The sequence below is a fragment of the Marinobacter fuscus genome (assembly GCF_003007675.1).
Classification (GTDB): Bacteria; Pseudomonadota; Gammaproteobacteria; order Pseudomonadales; family Oleiphilaceae; genus Marinobacter; species Marinobacter fuscus.
In genome coordinates, this window is record NZ_PXNP01000053.1 from 131674 (window position 1) to 147093 (window position 15420).

Sequence of the window (15420 nt, forward strand, 5' to 3'; positions counted from 1 at the left end):
ATGCAGCAGGTTTTGTATAAATTACCGGATGGGTGGAGCTGGAGAAAGCTAAGTGAATTAGCTAAGACAACCAGCGGGGGCACTCCATCACGCTCAAATAAGCATTATTGGGGAGGCTCAATTCCCTGGGTAAAATCTGGAGAGTTAGGTGATAGCAGAGTTGAAAAAAATGAAGAATTTATTACCGAACTAGGGTTAAAAAATTCCTCAGCAAAACTTTTTCCAAAGGAAAGCTTGTTGCTTGCCTTATATGGAGCAACAGCGGGTAAGCTTGGGGTTTTAACTTATGATGCCGCGACTAATCAAGCGGTTTGCTGCATAAATCAAGATGACCAGTTATTGGCAAGAGATTTCTTACGTTACTATTTGCTATCTCAAAGAAAAAAGATCATCGAAGATAGCTTTGGTGGAGCGCAGCCAAATATTAGTCAAGCTTATGTCCGTGAAATCGACATTCCTACACCACCACTGACGGAACAAAAACGCATAGTCGAAAAACTCGATGCACTGCTCACCCGCATCGACACAGCTATTGAGAATTTACAGGAAAGCATCAGATTGGCTGATGCGCTGTTTAGCTCAGCACTTAATAGAGTCTTCAATCCTTCAGGAACTAAAGTCAATTTTGATAGTTGCTATGGCTTACCTGAAGGTTGGGATTGGCGAACTGTCAATGATTTAAGTACAAAAATTCAATATGGGCATACTGCTAAAGCGGCAGATAAAGGCAATGCACAATTTCTTCGTATCACAGATATCCAAGACAATAATATTGATTGGCTAGGAGTTCCTTTTGTTGATCTCAAGGAGAAAGAAATCGAAAAGTATGCTCTTAAAGATAATGACCTTGTTTTCGCTCGTTCTGGTGCAACAGCAGGAAAGTCCATCCTCATAAAGGAACCGCCCCGAAATGCAATATTTGCCTCATATCTAATAAGAATTGTTCCAGATAAAGAAACAATCCAGCCTGAGTATTTAGAATTGTTTTTTAAATCTCCTGCTTACTGGGATATTGTGAAAGCAAATGCTGCCGGGGCAGCCCAGCCAAACATAAATGGTACCAAATTGGGTGAGTTCAAAGTCCCCACACCAAGTATGGAAATACAAAAACGTATTGTTGATGAAATGTCGAGTCTTTCTGCTCGTGTAACTGAATTAAAGAAAGAACTTAGAGACAAGGTTTATTTTATAGAGTCCGCAAAATCATCAATTCTCAATTCCGCTTTTAAAGGCGAGCTCTAAGGAGGGAGTATGAGAGGTGGTCAGACTAAAAATGCCGCGTTAACAACCGCCCTGGCCTTTCATTACCAAGTGCTGATTGGCTTGGAAAAGTGCTTTGCATTGGAAGAAGGTCAATCTATTTGGTTTGAAAAAGACGGTGATGTGAGCCTTATTTCCCCTAATACTTTAACTTCATCTCAAACGGAAGTGAAAGACTATTCGGCAGCACTTACTGACCACCATGAAAACTTCTGGAAAACACTTAAGAACTGGCTAGCTACCGAGTTCGATCACACCCAATATGGTGTTTTGGTACTGCATACCACACAGGCTTTTGGTTCAACAACCCAGTTGAAGGATTGGAACACTCAAACTGCTGATCAACGTTTACAAGTATTGAAAGATATTTATGCAGAACGCACTAATGAACAGCTTAATTCTGAGAAGCCTTCAGACATTATCAAACTACAAAAAACCGTGATGGCTTGTAGTGAAGCTCTGCTAAAAAGTGTACTTGGTAAAGTGACCTTGTTTACCGAAGCCGATAACGCACAGAATTTAGAACAATGTATTTTGGCTAAACCTGTAGGCATTCCAAAAAATAATTTAAGCAGTTACCTCCAGGGGCTAGTTGGTTTTGTGTATGCGCAGGCAACGCAGCATTCATGGAGTATTAGCCAGCTGGCTTTTAGGGCTAAGTGTGAAGAGTTAACAGCTCTTTTATGTAAAAGGGAATTTACTTTCCCAGTATTCTCAGGCTATGAAGCATCAGATCTTGAGGTGGAACTACATCAAGATAAACTTTTTGTTCAAAAAATAGCTGAGATAGAGCATCACGCAATGATCCCCGATGCCATAGGTAATTGGCTAGAGTTGCAAAACTCATTTTTAGAACAGCTTGATGAATACCCCTTGTATAAAGATAAAACGGTAACTTATCAAAATCAATTGGTAAAAAAATACAAGCTTGCGTATTCAAGTGCTCAACTTGAGTCGGTTGATGCAATTAAAAGCTCAAAGTTACTTTACAACAAGACCATGCAAGAACATCCACTCAACATGGGTAATGATATTCCGCCAATTGAATATAAAAATGGCCTGATCCATGACGCCATGGACGATGAGGAGCGAGATTTAAAATGGAGGGTTGAGCCATGAGCAGTATCGTTGATGCCCTATACGAATTAAAGTACAACCCGTTTGAGTATGGGCCATACTTGGCCTCTTTTTATACGGCCCTAGAGGAATCCGAGAACAATTTGTTGCTTGCCCAGTTGGTCATACCGCTTTGTAGCCATCCGATATACAGCCATAAGTTGTTAAACTCGAACAAGCGAAGCTCTATCTGGTCTGTATTTGACGACAGAGCAAAACTCTATGATCTACAAGAGCGGATTGAAGGGTTTCAAACCCTTACAGAGCAGTGTATTCAATATTGTTTAGTCAACGATTGGTTATTCGTTAATGAGCAGCGGTTATCCCTAACTAAATGTGATGAGGCTGTCTCCGGCTTTATCACTAAAAAGAGTGCAGAAAGGTTAGGCCAGTTATTTAGTGGTCACTCAGTGGTCGAGATTTATGCGTTTTTAGGAGTGAAACCGCGATGAAAACACTTATTCATGAAATAGGCGTGATTGACAAGCAAGGTCTTAAACACCCTGTTAATTTTCAAGCTGGGCTCAATGTGGTTACCGGTAAATCATCAACCGGTAAAAGTGCCTTAATTGAAATTTTTGATTATTGCTTTGGCAGCGATGAGAACACCATTCCAAAAGGTGTGATTACAAACAGTGCTGCAATTTACTATGTTGCGCTTGCTGTTAATGAACAAGATATGGTGATTGCCAGAGACCCCAATCTTGCAACAAAAGCATTTTTCCGTCGTGTTGACGCATTCGATTCGGAAGAGATTGATCGCGAATATTTTAGTTCTAGCTATTTTCGTCCGTTAAACGAGTTTAAGAAGCATTTGAGAGACTTTTTCCTAGATATTGATGATGTTGATGAATCTTTAGCCGCGAGAGCTAACAGGAGATTTAATCAAAAAGCACCTACACCATCGGTGCGTAGTTTTACATCTTTTATGCTTCAGCATCAAAACTTGGTTGCCAATAAGCATGCGTTATTTTATCGATTCGATGAAAAGGAAAAGCGCGATCAGGCAATTGAACATACAAAGATATTTTTAGGACTTGTCGATCAAAAGTTCTTTCACTTATCACAAGAAAAAGAGCGGTTAAGCACGGATGTAAAACGTTTAGAACGGCAAAAAGAAACCAATAAACGCACATCAGAAAGCTACAAACAAAAAGTTGCCCCTGTATTAAGTCAGCTTTACGCTTTAATGGGTTTTAAAGATGAGCCTATATCTCTGACAAAGGTGCTCCAGCATCCTCAAGATGCAAAGGATCAGCTAGATAGCATCATAATTGCCGAGAAAATCGTTCACAGTTCCGATGCTATGACACAACGGTATGAGCAGTTGAAACTGGCGCGCAATCAAAAAACTTCTGAGTTACGAAAATTGCAGCGTCAAGCTGCATCTATTAATAAACACATCCAGGAAGAAGAGCGATTTGTTGATAATGTAAAACGCTTTAAATCACCTCAGCATGTTCATATTTCCGCCTCGGTTTGCCCATTCTGCCATACCGAAAAAGACAACTTGCGGCAAAGTGCAGAGAAGCTTCAGCAGGCTATTACGAAAGTATCGGGGAATCTTGCTCAAGCTCGTCCTATGAAAGCAAAGTTTCAATCATCTTTAATTGAAGTACAGCGTGATATAGAGATTGTTAGTAAGTTGCTAACCGATCTCAATCAACAAATAGCTGAAATTGAGAAAGTAAATCAGCAGTTAGCCGAACAGAAGAGCTTGTATGAAAGCATTATAATGCAAAAAGCCAAGCTGCTTGCACTTCTTGATACCTTAAATATGGCTGATGATGCTGAACTTGATGGAGAAATCAAAGAGTTAAAGAGGAAGCTCAAGAAGATTACTGATGCACTAAAAGAATACGATGTGCAAAAAGGTTTGGCAGCTGCATCGCTTAAGGTAAACGAATATATGGCCAGCATAGGTAGCCATTTTGAATTTGAGGCAAGCTATAAACCAATTAACCTCCATTTCTCATTTGAGACATTCGACCTTTATCATTTAACGCCCGAAAACGAAAAAATCTACCTTCGTTCAATGGGTAGCGGTGCAAACTGGCTTTATTGTCATATAACGTTATTTTTGGCTTTGCATAAGTATTTCGTTGAATTAGGTGAAAAGTGTGCCATACCTTCAGTGCTTTTCTTAGACCAACCAACACAGGTATATTTCCCTAATTTTAACCGTGATAACTCTGCAACCTTCGAAGAACAAAAAGATCAAGAAGCGGCACAAAGAACGGAAAAAGAACGACCTGTCGATGAAGACATCAAGGCTGTTGAAAATCTATTCAGCCAGCTCTCGATTTATTGCAATGAACTTAAGACGAAAAATGGTTTTAGCCCGCAAATCATTGTTACCGACCATGCTGATAATCTAACTTTGGCAAATGGGGTGGAGTTTGAATCATTGGTGAATGGAAATAGATGGCGAACACGAGGCCTTATTGATCCTGTGCCTGAAAAGATAGAGGGTGCATAATGCTAAATCGCTTGAAAATCCTTCTATCTCATGATGGTGAAAACGAAGTCGTAGAATTCAAAGAAGCAAAGAGATCCTACGCCTTCGATAAAATCGGCAAATACTTTTCGGCCCTGTGCAATGAGGCTAATTTAAAGCACCTGAAACGCGCATGGCTGGTTTTCGGTGTTAAAGATAATCAGACGGTTGTTGGTAGCCAGTTTCGAACCAGCGTCAAGGATTTACAGTCGCTCAAAAAGGAAATCGCCGACAAAACCACCAACCGCCTGACTTTTGTGGATATTCACGAGGTCGATCACCCCAATGGCCGGGTATTGCTGTTCGAGGTCCCCGCCGCACCACAAGGCTTGCCCATCGCCTGGGATGGCCATTATTACGGTAGAGATGGTGAATCCCTTGGGCCGCTGAATTTGGAAGAAATTGAACGAATAAGAGCTCAGAATCGCGCAAGCGACTGGAGTGCGATGACGCTACCATCGGCGTCGATAGATGACCTTGATTCGCAAGCCATTGCGCTCGCCCGGCAAAACTTCACGCAGAAAAATCCCAGATTAACGGATGAAGCCAAACATTGGGATACTGCAACGTTTTTGAACAAATCAAAGCTAACTATCAATGGTCAAATTACTCGCACGGCCATCCTATTGTTGGGCAAGGCCGAAGCCTCCCATTTCCTGAATCCAGCATCGACCACAATAACCTGGATTCTCAAAGACAGAGACGGCATTGAGCGCGACTACCAGCACTTTGGTTGTCCACTGTTATTGAGTGTCGACGAAGTCTTTCACAAGATACGTAACCTCAAGTATCGCTACATGAGAGAGGGCACTCTGTTTCCCGAGGAAGTAGATCAATACGACCCGTACATAATTCGTGAGGCTCTTAATAATGCCATCGCTCATCAGGACTATGAAATGGGCGGTAAAGTTACATTGATCGAATTCGAAGATGGCCGGTTATGCTTCAGTAACTTGGGGCAGTTTATTCCCGGGTCTGTAGAGTCCGTCATTCAATCAGACGCGCCAGAAAGTCGCTATCGTAATCGATTCCTCACCGATGCCATGGTTAACCTGAACATGATCGATACCATTGGTAGCGGGATTCGAAAGATGTTTGTTATCCAGAAAAACCGTTTTTTCCCTTTACCCGAGTATCAATTGAAGAATAACCGGGTAGAGGTAACGATTACCGGGCGAGTGGTGGACATGGCCTACGCCAGAAAACTGGCTGAGTATCCAGATCTTACCCTTGAGGACATCATGCTGCTTGACCGGGTACAAAAACGAAAGCCACTGACCGATGACCAGGCCAAGCATCTAAAATCATTAAGACTCATCGAGGGGCGCAAGCCAAACTTCCATATTTCAGCCCAACTGGCCGACCATAGTGGCGAGCGCGCTCAGTACATTCGCAATAAAGCCTTTGACGACCAACACCACAAACAACTCATTCTCGAGTATCTGGACAAGTTTGGCACGGCCAAACGGGTAGACATTAACACGCTTCTATTAGACAAACTTCCCGGTGTTTTGAGCCCCAGCCAAAAGGAACACAAGATCAAAAACCTGCTACAAGCCTTGAAGCACGAGGGTTTGATCCAGACAAAGGGCAAACTATGGCAAATGTCTAAAGACGTCTAGATTAGACATTTCTAGACATTTTATGAGCCCCGATTCAGAGAACATGCTCTCAGCATTAACTAGCGCGCTTTTCCCAAAGCTTGACGATCGGCGTAATCACCGCCACCAACACCGCGCCCGCCAGCAAACCGAACACGCCGTCGCCGAGGGTGGTTACGATCACCGCAGGTACACCAGACAGGGTATCCGCCAGCTGATGAATGGCCTGATAAACCGCGGGGATACCGTGGGTAAGGATGCCGCCGCCCACCAGAAACATAGCGATGGTGCCAACGATGGCGAGGGTTTTCATCATTCGCGGAGCCAGCCAGAGCAGCGCCTGGCCGGTGTTTTGCGCCAGCGCACTGGTCTTTTTGGCCAAATACAGGCCTGCGTCGTCCAGTTTGACGATCCCGGCCACCAGGCCATACACGCCCACAGTCACCATCAACGCTACCACCGTCAGCACCCCGACCTGAACCTTGAAGTCGCTCTGGGCCACGGTGCCCAGTGAAATCGCAATAATCTCCGCCGACAGGATAAAGTCCGTGCGTATGGCGCCCCGGATCTTGTCTTTTTCCATGGCCTTCAGATCGACATCCGGGCTCTTCAGGGCTTCCCACAGCTCCTGGCGGTGCGCCTGCGCCTCGGCCCGATGCAGGAATTTGTGCACCAGCTTTTCAAACCCCTCGTAACACAGAAAGCCGCCGCCGAGCATCAGCAACGGAGTGATCAGCCAGGGCGCAAAGACGCTGATGGCCAGTGCCGCCGGTACCAGAATGGCCTTGTTGATGAAGGAGCCCTTGGCCACCGCCCAGACCACCGGAATTTCCCGGGCGGCGCGCACACCGGTCACTTGCTGGGCATTCAGCGCCAGATCGTCCCCAAGAACACCGGCCGTCTTTTTGGTGGCAGCCTTGGTCATCACTGCCACGTCGTCCAGGACAGCAGCAATGTCGTCAAGCAATACAAGCAGGCTGGAACCGGCCATAAACTCTTCCTTAGTTCGAATGAAAACAGGCCGAAAGTTTACGGAAAGCGGCTGCCGGAGAACAGTTTCCAGTGCTCAGAAACTCAGCGAATGATGCCCATCGCCTCAGCCGCAATCCGGTTTTTTAACGGCGACAACTGGTTCAGCCAGCGCATGCCGGTGTTGCGCAGCCAGCGCACCGGCAGCTCATCCCGGGCAAACAGCTGCTTGAAGCCTTCCATGGCCGCCATCATAGTCAGATTCTCGCCCTTGCGGCGGCGCTGATAGCGACCAAGCACACTGGGCTCGGCAGGCGATAGCCCGAGCGCTCTGGCCCGGGCGAGTTCATCCAGCAGAGCAATCACATCGCCATAGCCGAGGTTGGCCCCCTGTCCTGCCAGGGGGTGGATGGTGTGGGCGGCGTCGCCCACCAGGGCCAGCCCCGGGGCGACGTAATCCTTGGCGTGGCGCTGGCGCAGAGGAAAACAGAAACGCCGGGAAACCTGCTGTACAGCCCCCAACTGCTGCTCAATGGCCGTTTCCAGCGACTGGCGGAAGGCGTCGTTATCCAGCGCCATCAGGCGCCGGGCCTCGGCGGTATCCTGAGACCAGACAATGGAGCAGTAATGCTCGTCACCAGATTCGCTTCCCAGGGGCAGAAACGCCAGTGGGCCTGTGCGAGAGAAGGATTGCCAGGCGGTAAACTGATGGGGTTGGGCGGTGCGGACGGTGCAGACAATGGCCTGCTGATCGTAATCCCACTCGCGGGTAGCCAGCCCGGCCCACTGGCGCAAACGGGATTGACCACCATCGGCGCCAATCACCAGCCCGGCCTCGAGCACCCGGCCATCCTCCAGCTGCAGCGGGGAACCGGGCTGCCAGGACTTCACCCGGACGCCATCCAGCAAAGTGACATCACTGGCCAGCAGCTCGGTCATCAAGGCACGCACCAGCGCCCGGTTCTCAACAATCGTTCCCAGAGACTTGGCATGCAGTTCGGCCGCATCAAACTGGATGCGGCCGGTACCTTCGGCGTCCCAGACTGTCATACTCCGGTAGCTGCAGTGCCGGCCCGCCAGCACATGGCGCCAGGCATCCAGCTGCGCCAGCAATTGCTGACTGGCCAGGGAAATCGCGCTGACCCGGGGTTCGAAGTCCTCCACGCCCTGCACCGATGCCGCCGGTTCAATCAAGGCATCCCGGCCTGCGCCCTCCACCAGTGCGGTGTGCCAGCCCTGCCGGGCCAGGCCCAGCGCCAGAGCCGAACCGATCATACCGCCACCAACCACCACCACATCAAATGCAGGCATTTCACCGGCCTCTGCTGTCATTCCTGCGTGCCTCTTATCTGCTCTCGGACGAACTGTGATCGGCCACCACCGGCCGTCGGCCGCCCACGCCCATGGCGTTGCGGGCAAACCAGCGTTTGGCGCCCGGCACCAGGTCGAGCCCCAGCAAACCGGCATCCCGGGCCACCGCCAGCGGTGCCGGTGCCGCTCCGAAAATGCGGATCAGGGAATCGGAAAAGCGTACGGTTTGCTGCCAATCCTGTTGGTGATGGCGATGATACGCTGCCAGCACCCGCATATCCCCCGGCGACTGATGCTGCAAACTGGCCAGGCGGAACTGCTCCATCAGCGTCATCAGCCCCCTGAGCGCCAGATTGAACCCCTGCCCCGCCACCGGATGCAAAGCGTGAGCGGCGTTACCCACCAGCGCCACACCAGAACGAACCGGCTGGTCGATGGTGGTCAGTTTCAGCGGGTAGTGATGACATTGCCCCATCCGGGTAAAGCGGCCCAGCCGCCAGCCAAAGCGCTGCTGCAAAGCCTGGCATTGCTGCTGCTCGGTCAGGCCAAGCATCCGTTCAAGCTCCCGGTCATCCAGCGTCCACACCAGAGCAGACTGATGCCCGGGTTTTTCGGGTGAGCCGTGGGGCAGCAATGCCATCGGCCCGGCATCGGTAAAGCGCTCATAGGCGGTAAACTGATGGCTGTCACTGGTGGTGACGTTGGCAATCAAGGCGTTCTGGCCATAGTCCCGGGTGCGGGCAACAAAGCCCAACTTTTCCCGCAGGCCCGATCGCCCACCATCGGCCACCACCAGGCAACGGGCCGTCAGGCTCTGGGGCTCGCCGTTGTGTTCCAGATCCACCCGCACGCCATTCACCAGCGGCTCCATATGGACAACGGCCGCCGGTGCCCGCCAGCTCACTGCGGTATTGGACAAAGCCCGCATCAGGCAGAGCCCCATCCAGCGGTTATCCGCCACATAGCCCAGCGCATCCTGCTGATGCTCCTCGGCATGCAGCCGGGTGGCCCCAAATCGGCCACGGTCAGACACATGAATATGGCGGATGGGGGTGGCGTGTGCCGCCAGTTGCGGCCACAGGCCCAGCTCCTCGAAAATCAGCCGTGAGCCCCATGCCAGAGCCGTTGAACGAGCATCATAACTGGGCTGATAGTCCTCTGGCAGCGCATCGGGTGACAGCGGAAAGGCTTCCACTACCGTCACTCGCAAGGCGGGCACCATGCGCGCCAGCGCCAACGCCAGAGTTGCACCGGCAAGCCCGCCGCCGGCAATCACTACATCGCTATCCCACCGGTTGTTAGCCACAGCCCTAATCCGCCATCAGTGCTTCTATCTCGTCCGTTGTTTTGGGGACGCCTTCGGTCAGATTGCGACAGCCCTCTTTGGTGACCACCACATCATCTTCTATACGAATGCCAATGCCCCGCCACTTTTCTTCCACATCGGTATTGGTGGGGCTGATGTACAGGCCTGGCTCTATGGTCAACACCATACCCGGCTCCAGCAGACGCCAGGCATCACCCACCCGGTAATCACCCACGTCATGCACATCCAGGCCCAGCCAATGCCCGGTACGGTGCATGAAGAAGGGTTTGTAGGCTTCGCTGGCCAACGCCTCTTCCAGAGTGCCGGAGAGAATACCCAGTTCAATCAGGCCCTGGGTCAGGACTTCCAGAGCCGCCTCATGGGGCTGGTTCCAGTGATTACCCGGCTTTACCGCCTCGATGGCCGCGTACTGGGCCGCCAGTACCACGTCGTACACCGCCTTCTGTTCCGGGCTGAACCGGCCACTGACCGGGAAGGTGCGAGTGATGTCAGAGGCGTAACACTCGAGTTCACAGCCAGCATCAATCAGTACCAGATCGCCATCATTCAGCGGTGCGCGGTTCTCGATGTAGTGCAAAATACAACTGTTATTACCACCGCCAACGATGGACGGATAGGCGGTGGAGCGGGCGCCATGCTCCATAAACGTATGGATGAGTTCAGCTTCCAGATGGTACTCGAAGCCGCCCTGGCGGGCCCGTTTCATCGCCCGGCAATGAGCCTCCGCACTGATCTGGCCAGCCTTGGCCATCACCCGGATCTCCGCGGGGCTCTTGAACAGGCGCATGTCGTGCAGCAAGTGTTCCAGAGCCACCAGTTCACCCGGCGGATGAGCGCCGGTACGTACCTTGCTACGCAGCACTTTCAGCCAATCCATAACCCGGCTGTCGAACGCCGGATCTTTGCCCAGCGGGTAATACACCCGGCTGCGACCTTCCAGCATACCGGGCAGAATGTCGTCGATATCGGCAATTGGGAAGGCATCATCAACCCCGTAGTGCTCAATAGCCCCCTCCGGCCCCACCAGAAAGCCGTCCCAGAGTTCTTTTTCCGGGTTACGCTCTTTGCAGAACAACACGGTTTCACCGTGTTCGCGCCCGGGGATCAGTACCAGCACAGCTTCCGGCTCACCAAAGCCGGTCAGATAATGAAAGTCGCTGTCCTGACGAAACGGATGCAATACATCCCGGTTGCGCACCCGTTCCGGAGCCGCGGGCAGAATGGCGATGCTGTCCGGCGCCATACGATCCATCAGTTTACGGCGGCGCTCGGCAAACTCTTTCATTGGAATACGGTGAGGCATGATATCTCCTGATCAGTGCAACGTGGGCGCCTGGCCTTTCGGTTTCTCCGGCTCGTTAAATTCGGTAAAGACCGCCAGAGCGCCCAGGCGCACGTATTCGGTAATCTCCAGCAACTGCTGCTCACTCTCGTCGTCAGATTCCTCGTCTTCCGACAGTTGGCTGATCGCCACCATATCCTCGATCAGCTCCCGAATCTCCTCCGGAGCTTCGCCCAGCGACGCTCCGGCGGTTACGGCCATGCCCTCCAGAAAGCCCCGCACCCAGGCAATCAAAGCCTCCAGCCGCTGCTCAATGGCGTAATCGTCGTCTGGCAGCAAAGGTTGAAAACTCATGTCCGTAGCTTGCAGCTGAGCCAGCGTCCCTGCATAGGCATTGGCCATGAAGGGCGCCAGCTCATCCGATTCTTCGGCGGTCTCTTCCGCCAATCCCATGTGTTCACGCACCGTAGCCAACCAGGCTTCGTCTTCCATACGGGCACCGGTTGCCAGCCGACCACACAGCGCACCGTGTAACTCCGAGGGGTGGCTGAACGCACGGTGGGCAGTAAACAGGTTGGCCCAACGTTCGAATTCGGCGGCCCGGGCCGCAGCGCTATCGGTTTCAGACATGAAGCAGAATATCCTTGGTGGTAAAAGCCAGTTGGCACTGGCGTCGTTGTCAGTGCCACATCCTACCATTCCACAGATATCCTGACACGAACCACCAGAACGGACTTGCATTTTCACGCCACAAATAGAAAATGTTATAACATATCAAAAGCCAGGAGATTGCCATGGGATGCCACCCACTTGTTCACCGAACCGCGTTACTGGCGGGGCTTATTATCGCCGCCTCCGGCACAGCGACCGCCAATAGCAATCCGGGAGCTCATCAACACGGCCACGCCAACCTCCAGATGGCAATCGAGGGACACAGTATCTCACTGATGCTCATGTCCCCAGCGGCCAATCTGATAGGCTTCGAACATCAACCCCATACCGACGCTGAAAAACAACAACTGAGCGACCTGGTTCGATGGGCAAGCGACACGCCGCTGATCAACACCCCGGAGCAACGATGCCTGGTCACCGATAGCCAACTGCACACTTCTTGGCCGCAGGGAGGCCACCACGACCACCATCAAGACCATGAAGAAAACAGCCACGGCGACATAGAAATATCGCAGACGCTGGACTGCCAGGGACTTGGCAATTCAGATCAGTGGTCAACACCACTGATGGCTGAATTTCCGGATATTGAACAATTGGATGTGCAGTGGGTAAGCCCGCAAGGCCAGGGAGGAACTCGCCTGGAACACCCGGCCTCAAGCTTCCGGATAGAGCACTAGTGTTCCATCCGGTGAATTCGCGAACTTACTGAGCTTCCGAGAATTCGAAGAGTTTGGCGTGGTAAAAAAGCGCCCCCAGACTTACTGGGTCTCGGTATAAGGCGCCACAGACTCTGCCACCATGGAGTAGGAAGAGTTCCCGACTTCATGCTCGGTGCGCTCAATCAACAATTCGCCCTCGATCCAGACCGGATCGTACAGCGCTTCCAGGGTGAAGCCTTCTCTATACTTCACATGGATAATCTGATTTGGAGGCGGGGGCGGTACGTGAATACAGGCGCCGTAATAGGGCACCAGGAAGAACTCAAGAATGCGCATATCATTGGTGGTTTTCAGCGGCACCACAAAACCGGGAATGCGCCCTTCAACATTGGCCATTTCTGGCACCACACGGCCAGTCATGATTTCATCCGGCAATAGCGCAGGGCCGTCCCCGTCATGCTCAATTTCCGGCAGATTCTCCAGCAGCGCCAGATCCTCGGCAGGCATCAGTTCCAGCCAGTCGATCTCACGAGCATCAGCAGCAAGCCCCTGACAGGCCAACAGAAGACCTACCAGCGCCAGACGCGCAAACAACCGGTAACTTTGAACGTTGATCAACATCGGCAATCATTCTCTCGCAATCACACCCATAACCCGCGGCATCATAGCGCGACTGAGCCAAGCGATATATGAACACTGAGCAAGAAGCCCTGAAAATGCCCAGGCTAGACCAGCCACTGGCCATCCAGACCTGCAACCTGGCCTTTCGCTGGCCGGGGCAGACCGCTGTTCTGCACTTTCCAGACATCGCACTGCCTCAGGGCCAACACCTGTTCCTTCATGGCCCCAGCGGCAGTGGCAAGAGCAGTTTGCTGGGGCTGCTGGCAGGCATGCAACGCCCGATTTCAGGCAGCATCAAGCTACTGGGCTGCCATCTCGACACGCTCTCCGCAAGCGCCCGGGATCGGTTTCGGGCAGACCACGCCGGGGTAATCTTTCAGCAATTCAATCTGGTGCCCTACCTGAGCGCCATGGCCAACACCCTGCTGCCCTGCCGGCTCTCCCGCCTGCGCAAGGAACGCTCGACCACCGCACCAGAACAAGCTGCCGAAACCCTGCTGACCCACCTGGGGATTACCCGGGATCACTGGTACCGGTATGTCGGCCAGCTGTCCATCGGCCAGCAACAACGGGTAGCCGCCGCCCGAGCCCTGATCGGCGCACCAGAGCTTATCCTGGCCGACGAGCCTACCTCTGCCCTGGATACCGACAACCGGGATCGATTTCTGGATTTACTGCTTGATCTGGCCCGAGAACGAAACAGCTCCGTGGTGTTCGTCAGCCACGACCAGGCTCTGGCCCGGCATTTTGACCAGCGCCTGAACCTGGAGGCGAGACCATGAACACTTTGCGACTGGCGTTGTCACTCACCGCAGCCAGCCTTTGGTATCGCCGCAGGGCGCTGTCCCTGATTGGCCTGACACTGACCCTGAGCATCACCCTGATGCTGGGTATCCAGTATCTGCGCACCGAGGTGCGACAATCGTTCACCAGCACCATCAGCGGTACCGACCTGATCGTCGGCGCCCGCAGTGGGCAACTGAATCTGCTGCTGTATACGGTGTTCCACATTGGCGATGCCACCAACAACATCCGCTGGTCGACCTACCAGGCGCTGCAAAACGATGCCCGCATCGACTGGCTGATCCCCATTTCACTCGGCGACAGCTATCGGGGATTCCGTGTAGTCAGCACCAACGATCAGTTTCTGGCGCGCTTTCGCTATGGTAACGATCAGCCCCTGAGCCTTACCCAAGGTGCCTGGTTCAATGATCTGTTCGACGTGGTACTGGGGGCCGATGTGGCACGCCGACTGGGCCATCAACTGGATGAACAGATCGTGCTGTCCCACGGCGGCGGACGCACCAGTTTTGCCAACCATAAGGATTTGCCGTTCCGGGTATCCGGTATCCTCAAACCCACCGGCACCCCGGTCGATCAGGCGGTGTACATCAGCCTGGATGCCATGGAAGCCATGCATGTAGGCTGGGAATCCGGCATCGCCCTGCCCGGGCGGGTGCTCTCGCCAACACAAGCCCGCGCCCGGGACTACACACCCACTGCCATCACCGCGGTGTTCCTTGGTCTGAACCAGCCGATACAGACCTTTGCCGTGCAGCGGGAACTGAACCAAAGCACTCAAGAACCACTGTCTGCCATTCTGCCGGGGGTTGCCCTCAGCGAGTTATGGCGCATGATGGGGCAGTTCGAACAAGCGCTGCTCGGCATCAGCGCGTTTGTGGTGGCAATCAGCCTGATTGGCCTGATCGCCGTGTTCCTGACCCTGCAGGCGCAACGCCAGCAGGAAATTGCGGTACTGCGGGCCACCGGCGCCTCGCCTGGCCTGATCGCCTCGCTGTATAGCCTGGAATGCGTTGGCCTGTCCCTCGCCAGCTGTCTGCTGGCCTTGCTGCTGGGTATGCTCGGTATTCTGGCGCTCGGCCCCTGGCTTCTGGAGCATTACAGCCTGAAAATCCGGCTCCGGCCACTCCGCGTGGATGAATGGGCGCTGCTGGGGGCAGTGCCTCTGGCGGCCCTCGCAGTATCGCTGTTACCGGCGTTCGCCACCTGGCGAACCGGAAAGCAACAAAGCTTCCAAAAACCGGGCCTGTGATGGTCTGCCGTAAACGGTGACACACCTCACGACTGACGCGCCATGACATCGG

At 52.5% G+C, this 15420-nt stretch carries 14 protein-coding genes; 8 read left to right on the forward strand and 6 right to left on the reverse strand.

What is annotated here, in order from left to right:
* From C7H09_RS08830 to C7H09_RS08850, 5 genes are read left to right on the forward strand one after another with little or no spacing between them, the layout of a single operon-like run.
* Positions 1 to 1242: a restriction endonuclease subunit S gene (locus C7H09_RS08830; protein WP_106762186.1), complete on the forward strand. Its 1242-nt coding sequence runs from the start codon at positions 1 to 3 to the stop codon at positions 1240 to 1242.
* A 9-nt stretch (positions 1243 to 1251) separates the two neighbouring features.
* The gene (locus tag C7H09_RS08835; RefSeq protein WP_106762187.1) at positions 1252 to 2379 is read left to right on the forward strand and encodes a hypothetical protein; all 1128 of its coding nucleotides are present in this window, start codon (positions 1252 to 1254) and stop codon (positions 2377 to 2379) included.
* The gene (locus C7H09_RS08840) at positions 2376 to 2828 is read left to right on the forward strand and encodes a three component ABC system middle component (protein ID WP_106762188.1); all 453 of its coding nucleotides are present in this window, start codon (positions 2376 to 2378) and stop codon (positions 2826 to 2828) included. The genes C7H09_RS08835 and C7H09_RS08840 overlap by 4 nt, the downstream gene beginning before the upstream one ends.
* Complete coding sequence (locus C7H09_RS08845; RefSeq protein WP_106762189.1) at positions 2825 to 4855, forward strand: DUF3732 domain-containing protein; 2031 nt, start codon at positions 2825 to 2827, stop codon at positions 4853 to 4855. Before C7H09_RS08840 ends, C7H09_RS08845 begins: the two co-directional genes overlap by 4 nt.
* The gene (locus tag C7H09_RS08850; RefSeq protein WP_106762190.1) at positions 4855 to 6495 is read left to right on the forward strand and encodes an RNA-binding domain-containing protein; all 1641 of its coding nucleotides are present in this window, start codon (positions 4855 to 4857) and stop codon (positions 6493 to 6495) included. Before C7H09_RS08845 ends, C7H09_RS08850 begins: the two co-directional genes overlap by 1 nt.
* A gap of 55 nt (positions 6496 to 6550) precedes the next feature.
* On the opposite strand, the gene C7H09_RS08855 is transcribed toward C7H09_RS08850, so the two are convergent.
* The 5 genes from C7H09_RS08855 to C7H09_RS08875 all read right to left on the reverse strand — a co-directional run bounded on the left by C7H09_RS08855 (position 6551) and on the right by C7H09_RS08875 (position 11993).
* Positions 6551 to 7465 carry a DUF808 domain-containing protein gene (locus tag C7H09_RS08855; RefSeq protein WP_106762191.1) on the reverse strand — a complete coding sequence of 305 codons (915 nt, stop codon included), beginning with the start codon at positions 7463 to 7465 and terminating at the stop codon, positions 6551 to 6553.
* Positions 7466 to 7548: 83 nt separating this feature from the next.
* Positions 7549 to 8775: an FAD-dependent monooxygenase gene (locus C7H09_RS08860; RefSeq protein WP_106762192.1), complete on the reverse strand. Its 1227-nt coding sequence runs from the start codon at positions 8773 to 8775 to the stop codon at positions 7549 to 7551.
* Between the two features lie 13 nt (positions 8776 to 8788).
* Entirely contained in the window at positions 8789 to 10060 is a 1272-nt protein-coding gene (gene ubiH, locus C7H09_RS08865; protein ID WP_106762193.1) for a 2-octaprenyl-6-methoxyphenyl hydroxylase, read from the reverse strand.
* A gap of 4 nt (positions 10061 to 10064) precedes the next feature.
* Positions 10065 to 11384, reverse strand: coding sequence for a Xaa-Pro aminopeptidase (pepP, locus tag C7H09_RS08870; protein WP_106762194.1), 1320 nt, complete (start codon positions 11382 to 11384; stop codon positions 10065 to 10067).
* Positions 11385 to 11396: 12 nt separating this feature from the next.
* Entirely contained in the window at positions 11397 to 11993 is a 597-nt protein-coding gene (locus tag C7H09_RS08875; RefSeq protein ID WP_106762195.1) for a UPF0149 family protein, read from the reverse strand.
* A 164-nt stretch (positions 11994 to 12157) separates the two neighbouring features.
* Here C7H09_RS08875 and C7H09_RS08880 point away from each other — a divergent pair, with 164 nt between their 5' ends.
* Positions 12158 to 12712, forward strand: a complete 555-nt coding sequence (locus tag C7H09_RS08880; protein WP_106762196.1) for a ZrgA family zinc uptake protein — start codon at positions 12158 to 12160, stop codon at positions 12710 to 12712.
* Positions 12713 to 12793: 81 nt separating this feature from the next.
* On the opposite strand, the gene C7H09_RS08885 is transcribed toward C7H09_RS08880, so the two are convergent.
* A complete protein-coding gene (locus C7H09_RS08885) occupies positions 12794 to 13315 on the reverse strand; it encodes a DUF3299 domain-containing protein (protein WP_106762197.1) in 522 nt (173 codons plus the stop codon).
* A 68-nt stretch (positions 13316 to 13383) separates the two neighbouring features.
* On the opposite strand from C7H09_RS08885, the gene C7H09_RS08890 reads away from it, so the two are divergent.
* On the forward strand, positions 13384 to 14097 hold the full coding sequence (locus C7H09_RS08890) for an ABC transporter ATP-binding protein (protein WP_106762198.1): 714 nt from the start codon (positions 13384 to 13386) through the stop codon (positions 14095 to 14097).
* A complete protein-coding gene (locus C7H09_RS08895; protein WP_106762199.1) occupies positions 14094 to 15368 on the forward strand; it encodes an ABC transporter permease in 1275 nt (424 codons plus the stop codon). Before C7H09_RS08890 ends, C7H09_RS08895 begins: the two co-directional genes overlap by 4 nt.
* Positions 15369 to 15420: the final 52 nt, after the last annotated feature.

Excerpts from the sequence above, each read along its gene's own strand:
- C7H09_RS08895 (WP_106762199.1), top strand. The coding sequence starts at position 14,094 with ATGAACACTTTGCGACTGGCGTTGTCACTCACCGCAGCCAGCCTTTGG.
- C7H09_RS08855 (WP_106762191.1), bottom strand. The coding sequence starts at position 7,465 with ATGGCCGGTTCCAGCCTGCTTGTATTGCTTGACGACATTGCTGCTGTC.
- C7H09_RS08890 (WP_106762198.1), top strand. The coding sequence starts at position 13,384 with ATGAACACTGAGCAAGAAGCCCTGAAAATGCCCAGGCTAGACCAGCCA.
- C7H09_RS08830 (WP_106762186.1), top strand. The coding sequence starts at position 1 with ATGCAGCAGGTTTTGTATAAATTACCGGATGGGTGGAGCTGGAGAAAG.
- C7H09_RS08835 (WP_106762187.1), top strand. The coding sequence starts at position 1,252 with ATGAGAGGTGGTCAGACTAAAAATGCCGCGTTAACAACCGCCCTGGCC.
- C7H09_RS08875 (WP_106762195.1), bottom strand. The coding sequence starts at position 11,993 with ATGTCTGAAACCGATAGCGCTGCGGCCCGGGCCGCCGAATTCGAACGT.
- C7H09_RS08845 (WP_106762189.1), top strand. The coding sequence starts at position 2,825 with ATGAAAACACTTATTCATGAAATAGGCGTGATTGACAAGCAAGGTCTT.
- C7H09_RS08860 (WP_106762192.1), bottom strand. The coding sequence starts at position 8,775 with ATGACAGCAGAGGCCGGTGAAATGCCTGCATTTGATGTGGTGGTGGTT.
- C7H09_RS08880 (WP_106762196.1), top strand. The coding sequence starts at position 12,158 with ATGGGATGCCACCCACTTGTTCACCGAACCGCGTTACTGGCGGGGCTT.
- pepP (WP_106762194.1), bottom strand. The coding sequence starts at position 11,384 with ATGCCTCACCGTATTCCAATGAAAGAGTTTGCCGAGCGCCGCCGTAAA.
- C7H09_RS08850 (WP_106762190.1), top strand. The coding sequence starts at position 4,855 with ATGCTAAATCGCTTGAAAATCCTTCTATCTCATGATGGTGAAAACGAA.
- C7H09_RS08840 (WP_106762188.1), top strand. The coding sequence starts at position 2,376 with ATGAGCAGTATCGTTGATGCCCTATACGAATTAAAGTACAACCCGTTT.
- C7H09_RS08885 (WP_106762197.1), bottom strand. The coding sequence starts at position 13,315 with ATGTTGATCAACGTTCAAAGTTACCGGTTGTTTGCGCGTCTGGCGCTG.